The 18,176-nt window shown below is 43.5% G+C and carries 14 protein-coding genes; 5 read left to right on the top strand and 9 right to left on the bottom strand.

The window, feature by feature from the left end:
- Positions 1-229: 229 nt before the first annotated feature.
- Positions 230-1,246 (top strand): NADP-dependent oxidoreductase, encoded by a 1,017-nt coding sequence (locus AELLOGFF_RS04665; protein WP_159267587.1) that lies wholly within the window; start codon positions 230-232, stop codon positions 1,244-1,246.
- A 154-nt stretch (positions 1,247-1,400) separates the two neighbouring features.
- The gene (locus AELLOGFF_RS04660; protein ID WP_159267586.1) at positions 1,401-4,097 is read left to right on the top strand and encodes a LuxR C-terminal-related transcriptional regulator; all 2,697 of its coding nucleotides are present in this window, start codon (positions 1,401-1,403) and stop codon (positions 4,095-4,097) included.
- Between the two features lie 57 nt (positions 4,098-4,154).
- Here the strand turns inward: AELLOGFF_RS04660 and pyk are convergent, their stop codons facing one another.
- The 3 genes from pyk to AELLOGFF_RS04645 form a co-directional block, all read right to left on the bottom strand.
- On the bottom strand, positions 4,155-5,576 hold the full coding sequence (gene pyk / locus AELLOGFF_RS04655) for a pyruvate kinase (RefSeq protein WP_159267585.1): 1,422 nt from the start codon (positions 5,574-5,576) through the stop codon (positions 4,155-4,157).
- Between the two features lie 475 nt (positions 5,577-6,051).
- Entirely contained in the window at positions 6,052-6,747 is a 696-nt protein-coding gene (locus AELLOGFF_RS04650) for a hypothetical protein (RefSeq protein WP_159267584.1), read from the bottom strand.
- Positions 6,734-7,741, bottom strand: coding sequence for a helix-turn-helix transcriptional regulator (locus AELLOGFF_RS04645; RefSeq protein WP_159267583.1), 1,008 nt, complete (start codon positions 7,739-7,741; stop codon positions 6,734-6,736). Before AELLOGFF_RS04645 ends, AELLOGFF_RS04650 begins: the two co-directional genes overlap by 14 nt.
- A gap of 80 nt (positions 7,742-7,821) precedes the next feature.
- On the opposite strand from AELLOGFF_RS04645, the gene AELLOGFF_RS04640 reads away from it, so the two are divergent.
- Together AELLOGFF_RS04640 and AELLOGFF_RS04635 are read left to right on the top strand one after the other, a co-directional pair.
- On the top strand, positions 7,822-8,379 hold the full coding sequence (locus tag AELLOGFF_RS04640) for a hypothetical protein (protein ID WP_159267582.1): 558 nt from the start codon (positions 7,822-7,824) through the stop codon (positions 8,377-8,379).
- The gene (locus AELLOGFF_RS04635; protein ID WP_159267581.1) at positions 8,372-8,998 is read left to right on the top strand and encodes a hypothetical protein; all 627 of its coding nucleotides are present in this window, start codon (positions 8,372-8,374) and stop codon (positions 8,996-8,998) included. The genes AELLOGFF_RS04640 and AELLOGFF_RS04635 overlap by 8 nt, the downstream gene beginning before the upstream one ends.
- A gap of 387 nt (positions 8,999-9,385) precedes the next feature.
- On the opposite strand, the gene AELLOGFF_RS04630 is transcribed toward AELLOGFF_RS04635, so the two are convergent.
- From AELLOGFF_RS04630 to AELLOGFF_RS04620, 3 genes are all read right to left on the bottom strand, one after another.
- Positions 9,386-10,570, bottom strand: coding sequence for an acyl-CoA dehydrogenase family protein (locus tag AELLOGFF_RS04630; protein ID WP_159267580.1), 1,185 nt, complete (start codon positions 10,568-10,570; stop codon positions 9,386-9,388).
- Positions 10,571-10,642: 72 nt separating this feature from the next.
- Positions 10,643-11,554: a VOC family protein gene (locus AELLOGFF_RS04625; protein WP_159267579.1), complete on the bottom strand. Its 912-nt coding sequence runs from the start codon at positions 11,552-11,554 to the stop codon at positions 10,643-10,645.
- Between the two features lie 26 nt (positions 11,555-11,580).
- Positions 11,581-12,645 (bottom strand): Rieske 2Fe-2S domain-containing protein, encoded by a 1,065-nt coding sequence (locus AELLOGFF_RS04620; protein ID WP_159267578.1) that lies wholly within the window; start codon positions 12,643-12,645, stop codon positions 11,581-11,583.
- A 329-nt stretch (positions 12,646-12,974) separates the two neighbouring features.
- Here AELLOGFF_RS04620 and AELLOGFF_RS04615 point away from each other — a divergent pair, with 329 nt between their 5' ends.
- Positions 12,975-14,540, top strand: coding sequence for a tetratricopeptide repeat-containing sulfotransferase family protein (locus tag AELLOGFF_RS04615; protein ID WP_159267577.1), 1,566 nt, complete (start codon positions 12,975-12,977; stop codon positions 14,538-14,540).
- Here the strand turns inward: AELLOGFF_RS04615 and AELLOGFF_RS04610 are convergent.
- From AELLOGFF_RS04610 to AELLOGFF_RS04600, 3 genes are all read right to left on the bottom strand, one after another.
- Positions 14,507-15,370 (bottom strand): glycosyltransferase family 25 protein, encoded by an 864-nt coding sequence (locus AELLOGFF_RS04610; RefSeq protein WP_159267576.1) that lies wholly within the window; start codon positions 15,368-15,370, stop codon positions 14,507-14,509. The genes AELLOGFF_RS04615 and AELLOGFF_RS04610 overlap by 34 nt on opposite strands.
- Positions 15,371-16,312: 942 nt before the next feature.
- Positions 16,313-16,729, bottom strand: coding sequence for a hypothetical protein (locus AELLOGFF_RS04605; RefSeq protein WP_159267575.1), 417 nt, complete (start codon positions 16,727-16,729; stop codon positions 16,313-16,315).
- A 253-nt stretch (positions 16,730-16,982) separates the two neighbouring features.
- Positions 16,983-18,062, bottom strand: coding sequence for a hypothetical protein (locus AELLOGFF_RS04600; RefSeq protein ID WP_159267574.1), 1,080 nt, complete (start codon positions 18,060-18,062; stop codon positions 16,983-16,985).
- Positions 18,063-18,176 lie beyond the last annotated feature (114 nt).

The following is an 18,176-nucleotide window of genomic DNA, read 5'->3' as shown; positions in this document are numbered from 1 at the left end:
TACCCATACGAGCAGTTCTACTCACAACATAATCAAATTTCTTAAGAACGGTAGATGACGACTATTATTGACAGGTAAACTGGTCGCAGAGCACTACCCCAATGGGTAGATGATTACCAAACCGCTTTACGGTAAAAATAGTGGCAGCTGGCGATGTGCTTGGCGGCCCAATTTACGGCAACAATCGGCCCCAAGCCTCGTAAAAATCATAATAAAATAGGACAACACTATGACCACCTCCGAATGCCAATACTGGCGTTTTGATATCCGCCCTGAAAAAAACATCAATAATGAAACGTTTAGCCTCCAAACAAGAAGCCACCTTCATCCAGAAGAAGGGCAAATAAAGGTCAAAAATCGCATTATTTCCATGGATGCCACAAATCGCCTGTGGTTAGGCGAACGCGAAGAACTCTATATGGAGCCCGTTGCGTTAGGCGACAGCATGAAAGGTTTTGGCTTGTGTGAAGTGGTAGAGTCGAAGAGCAAATTGTTTCAAAAAGGGCAGCTAGTCACCGCACTTACCGAGTGGGCTGAATACTCCATTCTAGATGCGCACACCGTGAACCCCTTTATTGTGCCTGACGGTATGCCCTTGGACTTAGCCTTTGGCGCTATGAGCATAGCAGGCCCCACGGCTTATCATGGCTTGTTAAATATTGCCCACCCCAAGCCCGGTGAGACGGTCGTGGTGACTGCAGCCTCCGGTGCCGTTGGCAGCTTGGCTGGTCAGATTGCCAAACTCAACGGTTGCCGTGTAGTCGGCACCGCGGGCAGTGATGACAAGTGCCAATATTTAACCGATGAACTTGGGTTTGATGCTGCCATTAACTACCGCGAAGCTGATTTTGACAAGGCCTTAGCCGAGGCCTGCCCACAGGGCATCGACATTCAGTTTGAAAACGTCGGCGGCAGCATTCTAGATAGCTGCTTAACACTGATGAACAACGGTGGGCGTGTTGTGATTTGCGGCCTAATTTCAATGTACAACTCAAGCCAAAATGTTCCAGGCCCTTATATGTTTCACAATAGCATTATGAAACGGCTAAAAATTGAGGGCTTTGTCATACTTGATCACGCAGCCGATTTCCCCAATATGCAGCAATATTTGGCACGCTGGCTTCAGGACGGTTCTCTCAAATTCAAACTCCACTGCCACAATGGTATTGAACACGCATCCACTGCCCTGCAAAGCTTATACACGGGCGAAAACAACGGTAAAGTTCTGGTAAAAATACAAGAATAATCTATATAAACGCGCTGATTTCACTATAAGCACTGCATTAAAACAAAGTTCAAGGGCAATGCATGAACACGCCAAACCCAGTAAACTGGGTGAAATCAGCGCGCAACTTTATACAAATTACAGCGCCACTCCCTAGTCAATAACGATAAAAATTATGCCAAGCACTGTAAACAATATGGACCTTGAGCAATCTCATCATAAGTTTCACGCCCCCATGGGTGAACCCAAGCAAGTGCTGCGCGGTGACTTACTTAGCCACATCAATAGACCAGACGCCTGCCAATGTGTTGTCTTACAAGCACCTGCGGGACATGGCAAAACCACCTTGCTAAAACAGATAGTGGTAGCCAGCCAAGAAGCTGGCAAATTAACCGCTTGGCTAAAATTAGATGAGGCTGATAACGATTTAAACCGACTTTTACTGCACTTAGACAAAATCGCCAGTGATTTAGAAGAAAGCCAAAAATCAAAGCATAGTGTCACCCCAAAGGAAAACTCATTACCCAAAGGGCGCGCCGAACGCTTCAATAATCGCCTCGCCGAAATCGACACTGAGATACACTTATTCATTGACGACTTTCAATTCATTGAAGAACCCGACATTGAAATCCTATTTCGGCATATATTAAAGAACCTACCAAACCGCGTAAGAGTCTTTATCGCATCAAGATCGTTACCCAAGATTGGATTAACTGAGCTGCAAGTTGAACAGCGATTAGAGCTTCTCCGGTTTGAGGAAATTAAATTCTCACTTCAAGAAACAAAATCTTTTTTTGAAATTGAGCATCAGCTTGAGCTCAGTGATGACGACTTAAGTATTATTTATCATCGCTCAGAAGGCTGGGCAGCCGCCTTACAACTATTTCGGCTTACGTTAGCAAAGCGTAGTGTTAAAGAATCGCTGAACAATCTAGAGTCTTACACGCCGTTTCAAATTACGGAATATTTAGCCAATAATGTCTTACAACAGCAAGACCCAGACACCCAAGAGTTTCTTTTATACAGCTCTTTATTGCCTAAAATATGCGCCCCACTGTGTGAAAAAATAACAGGCCGCAGCGACTCACAAGACATCTTGGAACAACTTGAACGCCAGGGCCTATTTCTCAATAATATTGACCACGAAAGGCACTGGTTCCAATTTCATCGTCTATTTTCGGGTTACATGCAAGACGTGTTAAGAAAACGCTCTCCGCAGCGTTGTAAAAAAATTAATAGCGATGCTGCCACGTGGTTTTTAGAACATCAACTTTATGAAGACGCCTTATTTCACGCCGTTCAAGCGCAAAATTTTCAGCTTGCAACTCAGGCAATGGACATTTGGGCCTCAGAGCAAATATCCATTGCCTGCCTTCATTCAGTGGAACGCTGGGCAGATAAAATACCACTCGAAGATATTTTTAAACGCCCAAGTTTAGTCGTAAAAATCACCTGGGCACTCACCTTTCTAAGACGAAGAGCCAAAGTATTACCCTACTTAACTGAGCTGAGAAAACTCAAGGAACGCCCTTTAGATTGGCAGTTCGCAATAGAGCGTCAAATCACAATGGCCGTGGTAGAAATGGCACTAGATCACCTAGACCACGCTTTTGAGAATGTCGCCAATATAAAAACCGAAGATCACGAAGCGCGAGGTTTCTGGGCCTTTGAATTAGGCGCAGCCGCAAATATTCAGGCATTTCGTCGTATTGCCCACGGAAATTTCGCCGGCGCTCGCTACCATATTGCCGTAGGTCGAAATCACAACCATGGCGACAGCGCGCCATTTTTAGCTGGCTATAATACTGGCCTCACAATCATTAGCAGCTATTTACAGGGCAATATTAACGAAGCCTACGACCGTAGCTTGTCTACCCTAAAAGCCAAGGGACTTAATATTGAAGAGTCTTATGCCGCCACCGCAGCGGTATGCTGCACGCTCTACCCACTCTATGAAAAAGGTGACGCGGATACTGCAATAAAAGTCTTTGAGCAATATCACCAAGAGATTGACACAGGGCTTCTGCCAGACTTCGTCGCCGCGGCCTATCTTCCCATGATCAGAATTTACGACGCCAAGGGTGATGAGAATAAAGCAAGGATGCTGCTAGATACCCTGGAGGACATAGCAATTAGTGCGAACTGGCCGCGAATCATGAAACTTTGTGAATGGGAAAATATTCGCCGCAACCTGCTAAACACTCCCCATCAAAACACCGCTATCCTTGCCAAAGCCCTAGACAGCATAGATCCCACTACCATTAATACTGACTACCTAAGTTTTGGCGACGCTCTAGAAGACATTACTCTGAGTCACTTGCGATTAGAAGTGCACACTCGACCTAGCACCACTACCGCAAGCCGATTACACGATGCCATTTCGCGAGCTCAACATCATCATTTAATCCCAAGAGAAATAAAACTCCATCTACTCAGTGCCATCTATCAACATAATTGTGGCAGTACAGAACAAGCCTCGACGGAACTCAAAACGGCTTTAACGCTGGCAGCAGAATACGGTGTGGTCAAAACCGTTTTAGATGAAGGGCCAAAAGTGGAAGAGCTACTTAAAGCCCACCTAAACGGCAGCTGGTCAAGTAGCTTAAATCACTATATTAAATACCTACTAAGCTATTGCGAACACAGTGCAGAACTAGAAGTAAGCAACACTGAATTGCAGGAAGCACTTACATCCCGTGAGATGCAAATCCTCTCCTTGCTAGCAAAGGGTGAAACCAATAAAAACATAGCCCGAAATCTATTCGTGTCTGAAAACACCGTTAAATTTCATCTTAAAAATATATTCCATAAACTCAACGTGAGCACACGTACACAAGCCATTAGCAGCGCAAGTGCTCACGGTTTAATTTAACAGTATTCGTCAATCTTAGCGGGCAACGGCGTTACGGTGAGAAACATCACCGAAAACTTAATGCACCCGCACTATTTTTAAAGTATTGGTATGACCATCGACACCCACTTCGTCGCCAGTGGTGCCTAGAATTAAATCATTCTGTTGCACATGCCCTTGCGCTTGTATGACCTTAACGCAATCAGCAATCTCTATCCCAGCAGACGGACTTGCGATAGCGTAAACACCACGATACAAACTCACCCGGTTGCAGGTTTCTTCATTTCGACTAAATGCAAAAATAGGGATGCCAGACGTTAGGCGGGACATGAGCAAGGTGGTTTTCCCCGTCTCTGTCATTGATACAATCGCCTTCACACCAACTTGATGATTGGCCGCATATACCGCACTCATGGCCAAGGTCTCTTCTACTGAATCGAACTTTCGTTCCAAGCGATAACTGGATTTACGGGCAGAAGGATACAACTCCGCGCCCTCACAATTCCTTGCCATTGCAAGAACGGTATCAACAGGATACATACCAGAGGCTGTTTCTGCCGACAGCATCACCGCGTCGGTGCCATCCAAAACGGCATTGGCAACATCAAACACTTCAGCACGAGTAGGAACCGGGTTCGCCACCATCGACTCCATCATCTGGGTCGCGGTAATCACCGGACGATTTAAAACTCTAGCCCGCTTAATAATGTGTTTTTGCAGACCGATCAAACTCGCGTCGCCAATCTCAACACCAAGATCACCCCGCGCCACCATGACACCATCACACGCTTCAATAAGCTCATCCAAGTGTTCATCGTTAGCGACCGCTTCAGCGCGCTCAATTTTGCCAATGATATGAGCAAAACATCCCGCAGACTCTAACTTTAGTCGTGCATCCTTTATGTCTGCAGCACTACTCGGAAACGATACCGCAATAAAATCTAAGCCGATCCGGGCTGCTAATTTTATGTCTTCCATATCTTTGTCAGTCAAGGCAGGAGCTGACAAACCGCCACCCAAGCGGTTTATTCCTTTGCGAGATTGGAGCTGACCCACGCTTTCTGAGCGGCAAAACACCTGCTCACCCTCGACTCGATCAACAGACAAGCGTAAGCGGCCATCATCTAACAATAAAATATCACCCGCACTTACTGACCGCGCCAAGGGTTCATAATCCACGCCAATATGGCTAGCATCGCCGGCGCCATCCGCAAGCTGGGTGTCTAAAATCAGCTCGGTGCCCTTCTCAAGAGAAATAGGGTCAACAGCAAGTTTGCGCAGGCGAATTTTCGGTCCCTGTAAATCACCTAATATACCCACATGACAACCAGCCTCTGCAGCTAGTTCTCTAATCATAACCGCCCTATCAGCGTGTTCAGCAGCAGTGCCATGAGAGAAATTCAAACGAAATACATTCACCCCTGCACTAATCATCTCCGCCAGAATTGCGCGAGAATCACAAGCGGGCCCCACTGTAGCTACTATCTTAGTTCGACGCATGAATACCGCTATCCTTTAAATAAATAGTGAGTGAAAATGCTATGTTACACGTCTATTCAGAAGACAGCGACTAGACTGATGAGTAGTTTTTATGACAGCTTGTGGTGAAACGCATTGCTTTAGAGAATGGGGGTGCCATACGCAGTTGCGCATGAGAATGGAACAGTACCCACTATATCTAAGCTTCAATTTACATTTTTACTCATTCCAGCAGATATCAGGGCCTTATTTAGCAATAAGCAGTCTAAAAAGCCCCTATCCGTAGGGTCGATGCATTCGGTGAATGCAATTTAATATGCTCCTGCCCACCATAGCTGGATTTGTATTTCCGAGACTTAGATGATTAAAGTTTGAAGCCTACAAATCTTAAACTCATTGATTAAATTGAACAAAATCTCGCCACATAAGAAACGAATCAGGCTACAACAATTTAATGAACCATCGTATTACTTTGCATATAAGACTGACCAAGGGTTCAGACTATCGCCAATTGAATTGCTTGCTTTCTAGCTTCACGGCCGGGCAACCATCTTGGGTGACTAGTTCTGAAACACTGTATACCATCAATTTTGAACCTCCAAAGTAATCGTGGTATCAAAACTTCACTCTCTGTCAGCTCAAAAACTTCTTTTATAAAACTATCTCCTGTGTATCCGCATGCAAAAAAAATCACGTCTGGCTTAAGTACCTCTATTTGAGCTGACAGTAATTTCTGTGATATAAATTTTATTGACTCAAAAGCGGGGCTCTTTAGCGGACTCCCTTTCTTAAAAGAGACGCAAAAAAGATTTGACCAAACTGCGGAGTTTTCCACCCCACCCACTTCAGATGAAACCTTAAAATAGAATCGTTTAAACCAAGACCTTGATTTCTTCTCTAGATCAAACTTGTTAGCAACACGCATAGATGAATTAATAGAATTAATATCAGTATCTTTGCCAAGCTTATAAGGACAGCTAGCGTCTCGCCACCCCATTGGTTCTCTGCCAACTACCATCACCCGCTTTTTTGCCAAAAAAAATGCAATCGGGGGACTTGATAAGAAAACACCAGAATGCCCCTTTACTGTATAAATATCTAGCATACAATGATCTTCTAAAATCTGAAAATATTTTTCGGACAGCTGTGATTTAGCAGCTTCCCATAAATTTACTGCTTCATTCTTCTCCATATAATTCCCTCATCCTCTTTGCAGTAATTATAATATTCTTCCGGAGAGCTAGAGGTTTTATCACCTCCACCTGCTCACCAAACCCAAGAATCCACCAGCGAAAATCTTCACGATCCGGCAATGTCCCTGAAACAGTTACCCAACCTTCCATGTCAGGTTCTGTAATCACCTGATCATCTGAAATAGGAGTGTCTCTAAGATGTTTCGCCGCTGCGATTCTCATTTTTAATTCCAGGTTAATCTTTTTATTTGACTTAAGACATCCAAGAGCTCCAGTTTCTTCATACTTTTGAAGATTGAAACCTACTGGCACCTTTAAATCGCTATCTGTAACAATGCAATTTTTAATTCGATGTAGCGCTAACTGTCTCACATCTTTATAATTCCAAAATGTACCAACCAGATAGGTAATCTGATCTTTGAATATTAAACCCAGTGGATGAACTCTGACTCTCTTTTTTAAAGTGTAATCAAGCTCCAATATTTTCTCTCGAAGTAAACCGTCATAGACCGCATCTAATATTGAATGATTGATTTCAGCAGGTTGCAGTTTAAAACCTGCTGAAATTCGTACTACTTTTTTATCAAATGCCGCTAAATTTGATGAATAAGATTCAAGAGCACGCTTTGCCACAATCACTTGAGGTGTAAGGTATTGCGCAACTCCACTTGGTAAACGACTTGAAAATTCTCTGGCTGCAATAATAAATGCAAGCGCTTCAAACGGATTCATAGTCACACCCTGGTAGCTGTACCCAGCCATATATGACCAACCAAAGGGCTTACTTCGCTCGTCCAATACAATTGGATAAGTAGTGCTAATTTCATGAAGATCTCGTTGTATCGTTCGCTGAGTAACTGCAAGTCCAGCATCAGATAGGTAGCCCATAAGACGATCTGTTGAAATTTTAGCCGGCTCGCGTGGTATCAAACTCAACATTGCCATTATTCTCTGGATTTTCTTACCCATATCTAAATCTCCGACAGGAATCACTTTAACGACTCCCTGCGACAAAAATTGTCGCAGACTTGTAGACAATATGCCCATTATTAAAAAAAAGCGAGTAAAGGCATATGAATATAGTAATTGGTTTAGGTGGTGCCGGAAAAAATACTTTAGATAGAATTGTAATGGGCTTGCAAGTTCACGATATCAAATACCTATATGTGAATACAGACTCGAAATCCATCGAATCGGTACCAGAGAAGAATCGCATTATCCTCAAGGAAAGTGACTTCTCCCTGATCCGAAATAGTTTTTATCACCATATACAGTCTAATTTACTTGAATTAGTAACGGGAGCACGCCAGTGCTTCATAATTTGTGGACTTGGTGGAAGCTGCGCTAATGCAATACCTGCTTTAATCGAAGCTCTAATTCCAATTCGAGCGGAACTACATTTAATCGTTTTTTCGCCATTTGTGTTCGAACATGTACGAGTTCATAAATCAAAGGTTCAGTTCCAGAAAATATCTAATAGCCTAATTAATATTAATAGTTTCAAAAAGATAGCGTTACAAGATCGCCTAGAAAATCACCCAAATGAATCTCTGACTCAATTTTTGGAACGTATTGCGATAGAGGTTGAACAGTATATCTACAGAAACGTCAGGACCAAGAGTTATGATTGATCACAACGATACTCCAATCTGGGCTTTCGAGCATCTAATATTTATCTCTAGCACACCAATTATTTACATTGGATCCTGGAAAGAAAAATTAAACGTTATGTATCCCGACAACAATGGTAACTTTCACAATAAACATCTTTACGATTATGTAGGTATATCTCTTCGATGGAATAAAAACAACTGTGCATCGACAAATTCTTGGCTTGAAACCATACCTAAAGAAATTCGAGATATATTTAGCATTTATCCAAGTAACCAGTTCTATTTAGCTCGTGTCGCAGCGATGGAGCCTATTTCTTTAGACCTTGCTCGTCGAAATTTTATTTTTTTCGTGATCTGGCTAGAGCATTGCCGAAGAAATAACCTAAGGCCCGAAAGAATGCTCTATTATATTCGTGAAGGTGAATACACAATACTTAAGAAGCTAGGTGTTCAACGAGTCGATCAGGCTTTATTTTCGTGTAAAAGAATCGAGAACAATGTTGTGTCTGCAATTCCACCAGAATACATACTCAAATGCTTACTTAACGATGCTTGTCTAAACTTTCTTTCTCAAACCAAGCAAATCAAAACTTATCACTTCACCCGCCTTTCAACTGATTCGTACCTATCACATTGAATATGAATCATTTTTTATTGTAGGCAATGGCTCCACTTAACACCAGAAATTCAGATTTCATCCGCCCCTACTCGTATCAACTGCAAAGCAGTCGCAAATTTATAGTATATGCCATTTATCTGACAGAAAAATTATTTACCTTCTAATAAAATTCAGAAAAAGAAGAACTGAAATGGATATCAATAGTAGAGAAAAATTCTTTGATGGTCGCTTAATTCCACCTAATCTGAAGCGTGATGATTGCCCAACCACATAACAGTCGACAAAAAATATGTACACCTATATTCGATAAAAATATTCACAAGAATACCCCAAGCCCCCAATATCCAGGCATAAAAAAGCCCAGCTGAGCTGGGCTTTGATAACACAATGACCTAAACGGCTATATCATACAAAGAAATCGCCGTTCTCCATTCCTAGCCCCAAACCGCCCAAGTTCCTTGCAAAGCTTGTTGGATTATTGGCGACGTGCGCTCTAGCAGTATGAATATCAAGGAAGCGCTGTTGGATTTCACTGCCCAAGAATACCGACTGCCCTCCCGCCACTTCAAACAGGGAATCGACAATACCAATGCTCTTGGTAATCACCAACGATGCGTGATAACGGTAACGGACACGGTCCTCAATTGGCACTGGTTTACCCGCCTCAACCAAAGCCATCATGGCATCAAAATTCCGATAGAGCAGTGCTTCCATCTCATCGATACCATTTTGCGCGGCAGCAATGCGCTCTTGTACTTGGGTATCTCCCGCCAACTTAGTTGGGTCACCGCTAGCCTTATTGAGCACAGCGTGTTTATACAAATCCACAGCAGCTTTACAGGCACCAATTGCCGGTGTGCAAACCACGCGAATAAAGGTTTGCGCCCAAGGTAGCTGGTATAGCGGCGCCGTATTTACCTTCTGCCCGGGATTGGTACAGGCAAAGCCATCACTTTGTTTGTGGGTCATGTAATCTGGAACAAACACATCATCCACAACAATATCATTGCTTCCAGTACCCTCTAAGCCCATAGACTGCCAAGTATCAATAATCTCGTAGTCACCCTTGGGGACAAGAAAAGTACGGTATCCATCACCCGGTATGATGGCGCCAAGTAAAGCCCAGGTACAGTGATCACTGCCGCTAGACCAGCCCCAACGACCACTCAGCTTAAACCCTCCATCAACAGGCGTAACCTTGCCCATAGGCGCGTAAGACGAAGAAACTCGGGTATGAATGGAGTCTCCCCAAATTGCCTGCTGAGCACGATCATCCATGACCGCAATTTGAAAAGCGTGCACTGCAATAATGCCGCTGGCCCAAGCCGTAGACATACATGCCTCTGCCAAGGCAATCTGCATTCGGAAAAAATCTTGCGGCGTAAGCTCAAGGCCGCCATACCGTTTGGGCTGCAAGGCAAGGAAAAAGCCTATCTCTTGCAGCTCATCAATCGACGCCTGTGGCACTTTACGCAGTGCCTTTGTCTCAGCTGCACGCTCTCGCAACCTTGGCTGCATCGCCGTTATCGCGGCCATCATTTCATCTACAGACAGCGTGCCAGTGGCTGTTTTTGCTTGCACTACGCTCATCGAATTTCTCCTGTGTTCTTTATTATTGGTAAGGCAATAACCGCTTGGACACCCAAATTTAACTATGAATATCTAGGCATCTGGCATGTTAAATTTATGCCCCCACAAACTGGGCAGGCTAGTGACGGTGGGGGTAAACCCTTCCCAATCCATTTGTAAACCGTCAGTCCCAAACTCCATGGCAAAACCGGTTGGTGTCGCCATATAAAATGACAGCATATTGTCATTGGTATGGCGCCCAAGCGTAGACACTATAGGAATTTCTGCGGCTTCCACTCTATCCAGACAGTAACCGACCTCATTAACATCCTTTACTTCTAGCATTAAATGCACGCAGCCCAGAGGGTTTGCCTGATCTTCATACAACGCCAAGCTGTGATGACGAGGGTTATTAACATGCATAAAGTTTAAGCCCTGCCCTGGGTCTGCGGGATCGGGCGAAAATTTAAAATGCATATAGTCGCTGTCGCCAAAACCCAATACATTTTTATAGAACAAATGCGTTTCAACGAGTTTAGCGGCTGGCAACACGGCATGACCTAGCCCCATATTGCCATTGTCTCCAGTTTCAAATCCGGCAATTCCCATGGGGGAGATAAACTTGGCGTAATCCAGCTCGCCGCCCCAAAACAACTCCAAACCATTGCCTGAAGGGTCTTGTAAACGAATCAAGCCTCTAACCCGCCGTGCTTGTGCTTCTGTATTAGAAGCTTCTTCAAATGACACACCGGCGGCATTAAGCTCATCTTTTGCCGCCATAAAACCGGCTTCATCAGGCAGCTCCCAACCACAATAAGCCAGCTTATTGACATCAGATTTAACAACGGCAAACCGATAAGGTCGCGAATCTAATTTTAAATACACGTTGTCATCATTGGGCATGGTTGGCGCAACCATTAACCCCAAAATATTGGTTCCGTAATCCAACCACTGCTGAGGCTCGGTTGATTCAATGACCACATATCCTAAGCTGCGAATATCCATGTTATTCCCTATTATTTTTACTTTAGTTATGGATTGCGGATTGCATAATCAACAACGTACTCACGCTTTTCATTAAACGTGTCGGGCACGTCTGCAATATCTAAGTAAAATTGTTGGTACCACTGGCGAAGGCGGTTGATTGGCCCATCACCATCACACAACACCGGATTATCGACGCGAGTTTTGGTGTGCCAAATATGTACATCCTGGAAAAAGGCCTCGCGATTCTGCTGGGTATATTGGCGAGCCATTTCCTCATTTTGTTCATCACTCATACCGGCAATTTTCTTCACCGCCACACCAAAACGCAGATCAAAACTATGGGTATCAATGGGCACATGGGTCACTAACAGTCTAGACGCCACATCCATCCCGTCCACTTGCCCAGTCATAAACGTGTTCATGTAAGCCGGACCATAATAGGTCGCTTCTGAGCTAAGTTCACCGTCTTCAGCCAACAGCTCAGAGCCACCTGTTAATTCTTGGCGATACGCATGCTTATAAACGATATTTTTAAATTGTTTAATCGGCGCACCATGAATAGGACCAAAATGCGCCACGTCTGCCATATTATCGATTAGCTCGCGAGCATTGGTTTGGATCGTCATTAAATCCATTTGCCATATTGTCCAATCATCACTGTACACGTCATCAATACGTGGCGGGCGTTGGTCTTCTATTGGTGGATTACCTTCAGGGTCAAACCACATGAACAATAAATGGTTTTCCTCCAAGGTAGGGTAGGAACGAATCACCGCCTTAGCAGGAATTCGCTTCGCATAAGGTATGTCATCACAAACACCGTCTGCACCCCAGCGCCATGCGTGGAAAGGGCAACGAATAGAATTTTCTTCAACACAGCCCTCACTGAGATCGGCGCCCATATGCGGACAGTATCCGTCAAGAATATGCACCTCACCATCTTCACCACGGTAGGCGACCATACGGGTGCCAAAATAATTGAGCTTTACTGGCTTATTGGTATATTCACTGGCCAGACCGAGACAGTACCAACCACGGGCATAACGGTCGGGTAATTCCGCTGCCTCAATAATATGTGGCTGGCGCGGCACTTGCGCTACCTGACTCATTGATATTCTCCTTCGGACGCGTTTTTCATAGGGTTCTGCATGGTGAAAAATTCTCACACATGCCCCACAGCCACACCATCCTCCGTTTAGACGAGCCACAAAATATCTGTAAGCGCTTGTTTTTATTATGCTTTTATTGATTAACGAAATTTGGAAAATATACCTTCGCCGGCTTTGCCTGCTATATACATGGCTGGCTTTCCTCGCTACCACCTAAAGCGAGCTACCGTTACAATAGCGCTTTAAGCACCATGAATTCAGGCAAAGATTTAAACTATCACCACTTAATATCATGGCCGCGCCACTCTTATGAATAAATACAGGTAACAATGGCAAGCAAGAAAAACCCAAGTAAATCTGCCGCTGACAAACACGAGCGTAAAACCGTCAATATCAGCCTTCCTGGCAGACCGGGACAAAAAGCAATGACGGCTGGACAAGCCATAGATTTCACCCTGCAACTCGCTGAAAACAACAAGTGGCCTGCCGTGACCTTACTGAGCCGACAGCTCATTTCACAAGTGCCGCAATTAAGCCGCGCTTGGTATTTATTATTTAACAGCCTTCAACAAAGCAATGACTTTATCGGCCTGCTACAAGCCACAGAACAATATCTTAAGGATAAACCACGCGATGTTCGCGCCCTGCTTTCACAGGCAAGCGCGTTAAGATTATTAAATCAACATGACCGAGCACTAAGCATTATTGAAAAGGTTATGAAGCTTGCCCCCGCAAATACCAACGCCCTGAATCAACACGGCATCATCCTTAAAGAAATGGGCAATATGTCCGCCGCGCTCGCAAGCTTTAATCGCTGCCTTCGGCTATCACCATCAAATAGCTTTGCGTATTGGAATCGGTCAGATTTGTATAATGAGATTGACGATAGCGAACTTAGCAAAATGGAAGCGCTGCTCAGCAAACCCAGCCTTAATGCAGATAGCAAAGTCAGGCTGCATTATGCCCTCAGCAGAGGCTATGAATTTAGAAATAATATATCCAAACAATGCTTCCATATTGAGCAAGGAGCAAAGCTAAAGCGCAGCGTGGTCACTTATGACCACGCAAAAGATATGCAGGAAATTAAAGATATCCCGTCACATTTTTCCGCTGAGGTTTTAAACCAAGCTGTCACAGAAACAAGCCCAGAGACAACGATATCTACACCCATTTTTATTTGCGGCCTACCAAGAAGCGGCACCACCTTAATTGAGCAAATCATTTCCAGTCATTCAATGGTCACCGCTGGGGATGAAATAAATGCACTCCCTCGCGCTGCCGCCGCTTTATTACATGAAAAAGGCATTACCAAACCCTTTCCCTTTTGGGCAAAAGATTTACAAGTAAATGATTGGAAAAAAATTGGCGACAATTATCAAAAATTCACCCAAGAACTTCACGCCACCCCATTTTTCACAGACAAGAATTTACAAAATTATAAAGCTCTGGGGCTTATCCATTTGGCAAGACCAGATGCAAAAATAATCTTTTGTCGCCGCGACCCCATGGATAATTTATGGGGCTGCTATCGCCAATATTTTGCCAACGGGCTTAATTTTACTTATGACCAAGAAGAACTAGCCGACAGTTATCACGGCGCGGCAGAGCTTTACCGCTATTGGCAAAAAGTCTTACCAGATAAGGTATTCTTTCTAGAATACGAGACGTTGATAAACCACTACGACGATACGGTTAAGTCCTTGCTTGAGTTTATAGGTCTTCCTTGGGAAGAAAACTGTCTTCACTTTTACAACAATCCTCGACCTGTAAAAACAACATCAACCACGCAGGTCAGATCGCCTATTAGCACAAGTCGCATTGGGCAATGGCAAAAATACCAAGACCATCTTCAAGCCATGCATCAGCGACTTAAGGTGTTAGGCGAATTAGAATAACGTGTCTTTTTATTTGATTTAGAACGAGCAAACTTAACACTGTCATCGGGAAAAGCATTGGGATAAAAATCTGAATAATGTGCCAAGCGGTAATAACGCATCAACACACCGCGGTATAACTTAAATACTTGCCAACGAAGATTCGTCCAAGCATTCGGTTTCACTTTACCCCATTGTTTGGCAATACTAGATGGATGCGCTCTTTCCACAAGCACATGAGGTTCTATCCCATAGCAGCGGATACCGGTTTCCCAAAAGCAGTCATAAAAACTGTCTATCGCCATGCTAATAACATCGGCATGTTGGATAAACTTAGCCATACCCGCCCGATTGATAATATACCCCTGCGTACCACACCACCCCCGCAACGGCCTAACTAGCGACCATTTTGATGCCAGTGTCGCAATGACTTTGCGGCGTCGGCGTTTTAGCCCCATTAAACGTACTAATTCGGCTTCGGCTGGTAATGCAGTAACCGCATGAACAACATCGGCAAAGCCAGCCAGAATCTCTACATCGTCTTCCAAGATCAATAAACGCTCATCACCGCGCGCATACGCTTGTTTAATGGCTCTGGAATGCGATAAAAAGCATGCAATTTCACCCGTATACAAAGTGGCTCGGCGACGCAGCAAAGCCTTGCGATGATCTACCGATTCACCGTCTTCCAGTACCGGCATGGCCTTACGACCATCAACCGCGGGAAAAATAGTCGCATCAAAACCCAGCTCCGCGAGTGTAAAAAGCAGGCGACGAACTTCTGGTGCCTCGGGCGCTAAGGAAATAACAGCAATAGATAAAGCAGACATGGCGAGACCTGAATGTGTCACTGAATAAACCATAACAGTGACCCACCGCATGGCTACGATGGTTTTTTATTTAACCCAATATCCATGACAACCATGTTACGCAACAAGTAATGCGCTGTGCCGACTCACCCATAAGATGTCCGCCTTGGCCAGCTTTGCAGAAAGTAGTGATATCGCCCATTAACCGCAATACGAAGTCTGTCAATTTGGGATGACTATTTCATGAAAATAGTCTTTCGATAACGCCCGCGATTACCGGCGAACTGTAGTTGATTGGTTTTTTGTGCTATTCAAGTACAAAACCTAGCGACGGAAATAAAGTCCAGCAAAGCCTTATTAGCTGAATATGTTGGGGTGATACCTTGGACATATATAATGTTTTGTATCCCTTGGTGGATCTATAAGATTATTCTTAAGTTCACCGAGGTGACGTTCTAATTTTTCAGCTGATTCTACGTGCTCGGCTGTTACAATGTAGCTACTAGGGCTAGCAGATACCTTAATAAGATCACTCTCACACCAAACATGAACATTTACTCCAAATATTACGCAATGACTCGGTTGCTTAATCCACTCAGTTGCAGGAATTAAACAGGGAAAAGCATTGTACTCGCCTAGACTGTATCTTTTTCCAGGTATAGGTTGTTCAGGCTTCTTCAAATAAATAGTGGGCTCTATTCCTAGCTTTCCAAATATATTAAGAAGAGATTCTGAGGTTTCGTATTTCAAAGCAATATCTAGAGAATCTACGTCATTTGCGTGTCCGCCATATGCTCTGAAATATCGAAAATATTTTAACCGTGACGCCCAATTTTTCAATTCATTTTCGGAATGCTGTTCATATAAATATGAAATCCACCGATCCATTTTTTCCTCGCTTCAAGCTAACACCATGCGAAAAACTCGCCGCGAAGTGGCGAGTCCAGTCCGAAGGGCTATTTTTCCGCACCTTGTTATAAATATTTATTCCGGGATATTTTTGCATTGCCTCCAACTCTTAGGGTCACCGAAAACCTTTTTCATACCATCAAGTTTCAAGAACATCGCAGAGCCTTCTTTAATACGCTCACCTCCTTCGAGACGATATAGATTTCCATTACACCCACCAAATACATTATCAAAAGTCGCAACGTATTCCGCTCCTTGCTGAGGGGAGATACTCCAATTCAACATGCAGTGATTCAAAATTCCGTACGATAAGTATATTTTTTCAGAAATTGGTAAATTTACGCCATCAACATTGAAACTAGACTCTTTGATCGTTAACGACCCCAGTACTCCGTCAGAACTTTTTTCCTCATAGCACTGACTGTACAACTCAACATTAAGCTTTCTTTGCATAAAGGGAGGTGGTGTCATATCAGAGCCATCAAAGTACATTTTAGCTTTAGAGCCTCCTATAGGCTCTTGCTAGGGCTGCATTCCACAGGATGCAATTAGAATGAGGGATATGAAAATTATGGCTCTATTCATCGAGGTGTCCTTTGATATTTTTATTTATAACGCCTTGCTCATTTGCGTTTTGGTTGGAGTTGAGTTTTGGTGTAAAGTGGCGCAGCCACCCCAAAACGGAGCGTAGACCAAAACGTCAAATGGAGCAATTTGCTATGTGCAGATACAATAAAAATTCGCACTAGTCAAAATTTTTATCAAAAAATTCTTCTTCTTTTAGTCTTTCAATCTTTGGCTTCATCATATTATTCTCTATAGCCCATTCCCTTATACTATCTATCCTACGAATGACTTTCTCCTTTGCCTCATCACTCATTTTTTCTAACCACTTTAATTCTTGCTTTTCCCATTCGATAAATCCTTGCCCATTCTCAATCATTGATTTATCGAAATCGACTATTTGTTGCTCTTTTTCTTTCTCTGTCATGTCTGGCAGATTCTTAATATGTTCTAGCAACTCTTGAGTATCAGGATCAACGCTAGCAATAGTCTGAATTTCGCGGAAATAAGAGAATGGCAATATTTCTTTAATTCGATCTATTTCGTATGGCTCTAATACAGGAAAAGGATTGTCTATTCCGACTTTATCATCCCATTCATATTCAATCGAAGCTATTGGATACTTCAGCATATGTAGCGTAGCCACAATTATTACGACCTTTTCATACGCATCTAACCACTTTAGAAATATTGTTTCCTCGAACGTTTGGTAATTGGGCTTCATTAACCCTAGTTTATTTGAATATTTATACCCCTTCGTGTGAACAAAATTATGTAAATAACTCAGATCCTCAAACCTTTCCTTGAGGTTGAGTTTGAGGTCGAAGTTTTCTATGTTTTTATTCTTTTTTAATATTTTCCAGATTTTATCTGATCGAGGTGTATTGGCTTCCCAGGCGTCTTTGGAATTGAGCCAGTCTTTAACAATCTTATGCCCATCATCATTTATGTTGTAATAGACGGACAACATGCCTACTTCAAGAGCGCTTCTCAATGACATAAATGCTTGCTTATACAAGCCGAACATCACCAGATTAAAAGATATTTGAAGTTCCTCGCTCGACTCCACAAATGGAAAGAAGTGACCAGACCAGAAGTTTTCCATGGTTTGAGGTATGGATTTTCCAATACTCTGATAACACCAACCCAAGTTGGTAATTTTTTCCTTTAAAAGAGGGTTGGTATTTAGATATTTTTCAGAAGCCTCAAAAACCTCAATGCTCTTTGCTGGCTCATAAATATATGACGGGTATTGATTCATAGCGGTTTTCTACTTTGGCATCCTTAGCTTATTTGCACATAACGCCCGTATTTGGAGCCGTAGTGAAGCGCAGCGGAACGGAGGTCCCAGCCTCGAAGGGGCGAACAACATGCG

Origin of the sequence: Zhongshania aliphaticivorans (assembly GCF_902705875.1) — a bacterium.
Classification (GTDB): domain Bacteria; phylum Pseudomonadota; class Gammaproteobacteria; order Pseudomonadales; family Spongiibacteraceae; genus Spongiibacter; species Spongiibacter aliphaticivorans_A.
This window is presented reverse-complemented; position numbering and strand designations above follow the sequence as displayed.

Bases quoted from the DNA above. Each gene is read 5' to 3' on its own strand.
- AELLOGFF_RS04605 (WP_159267575.1), bottom strand. From the start codon at position 16,729: ATGTACTTTGATGGCTCTGATATGACACCACCTCCCTTTATGCAAAGA.
- AELLOGFF_RS04615 (WP_159267577.1), top strand. From the start codon at position 12,975: ATGGCAAGCAAGAAAAACCCAAGTAAATCTGCCGCTGACAAACACGAG.
- AELLOGFF_RS04640 (WP_159267582.1), top strand. From the start codon at position 7,822: ATGAATATAGTAATTGGTTTAGGTGGTGCCGGAAAAAATACTTTAGAT.
- AELLOGFF_RS04660 (WP_159267586.1), top strand. From the start codon at position 1,401: ATGCCAAGCACTGTAAACAATATGGACCTTGAGCAATCTCATCATAAG.
- AELLOGFF_RS04620 (WP_159267578.1), bottom strand. From the start codon at position 12,645: ATGAGTCAGGTAGCGCAAGTGCCGCGCCAGCCACATATTATTGAGGCA.
- AELLOGFF_RS04630 (WP_159267580.1), bottom strand. From the start codon at position 10,570: ATGAGCGTAGTGCAAGCAAAAACAGCCACTGGCACGCTGTCTGTAGAT.
- AELLOGFF_RS04650 (WP_159267584.1), bottom strand. From the start codon at position 6,747: ATGGAGAAGAATGAAGCAGTAAATTTATGGGAAGCTGCTAAATCACAG.
- AELLOGFF_RS04625 (WP_159267579.1), bottom strand. From the start codon at position 11,554: ATGGATATTCGCAGCTTAGGATATGTGGTCATTGAATCAACCGAGCCT.
- AELLOGFF_RS04635 (WP_159267581.1), top strand. From the start codon at position 8,372: ATGATTGATCACAACGATACTCCAATCTGGGCTTTCGAGCATCTAATA.
- pyk (WP_159267585.1), bottom strand. From the start codon at position 5,576: ATGCGTCGAACTAAGATAGTAGCTACAGTGGGGCCCGCTTGTGATTCT.
- AELLOGFF_RS04665 (WP_159267587.1), top strand. From the start codon at position 230: ATGACCACCTCCGAATGCCAATACTGGCGTTTTGATATCCGCCCTGAA.
- AELLOGFF_RS04600 (WP_159267574.1), bottom strand. From the start codon at position 18,062: ATGAATCAATACCCGTCATATATTTATGAGCCAGCAAAGAGCATTGAG.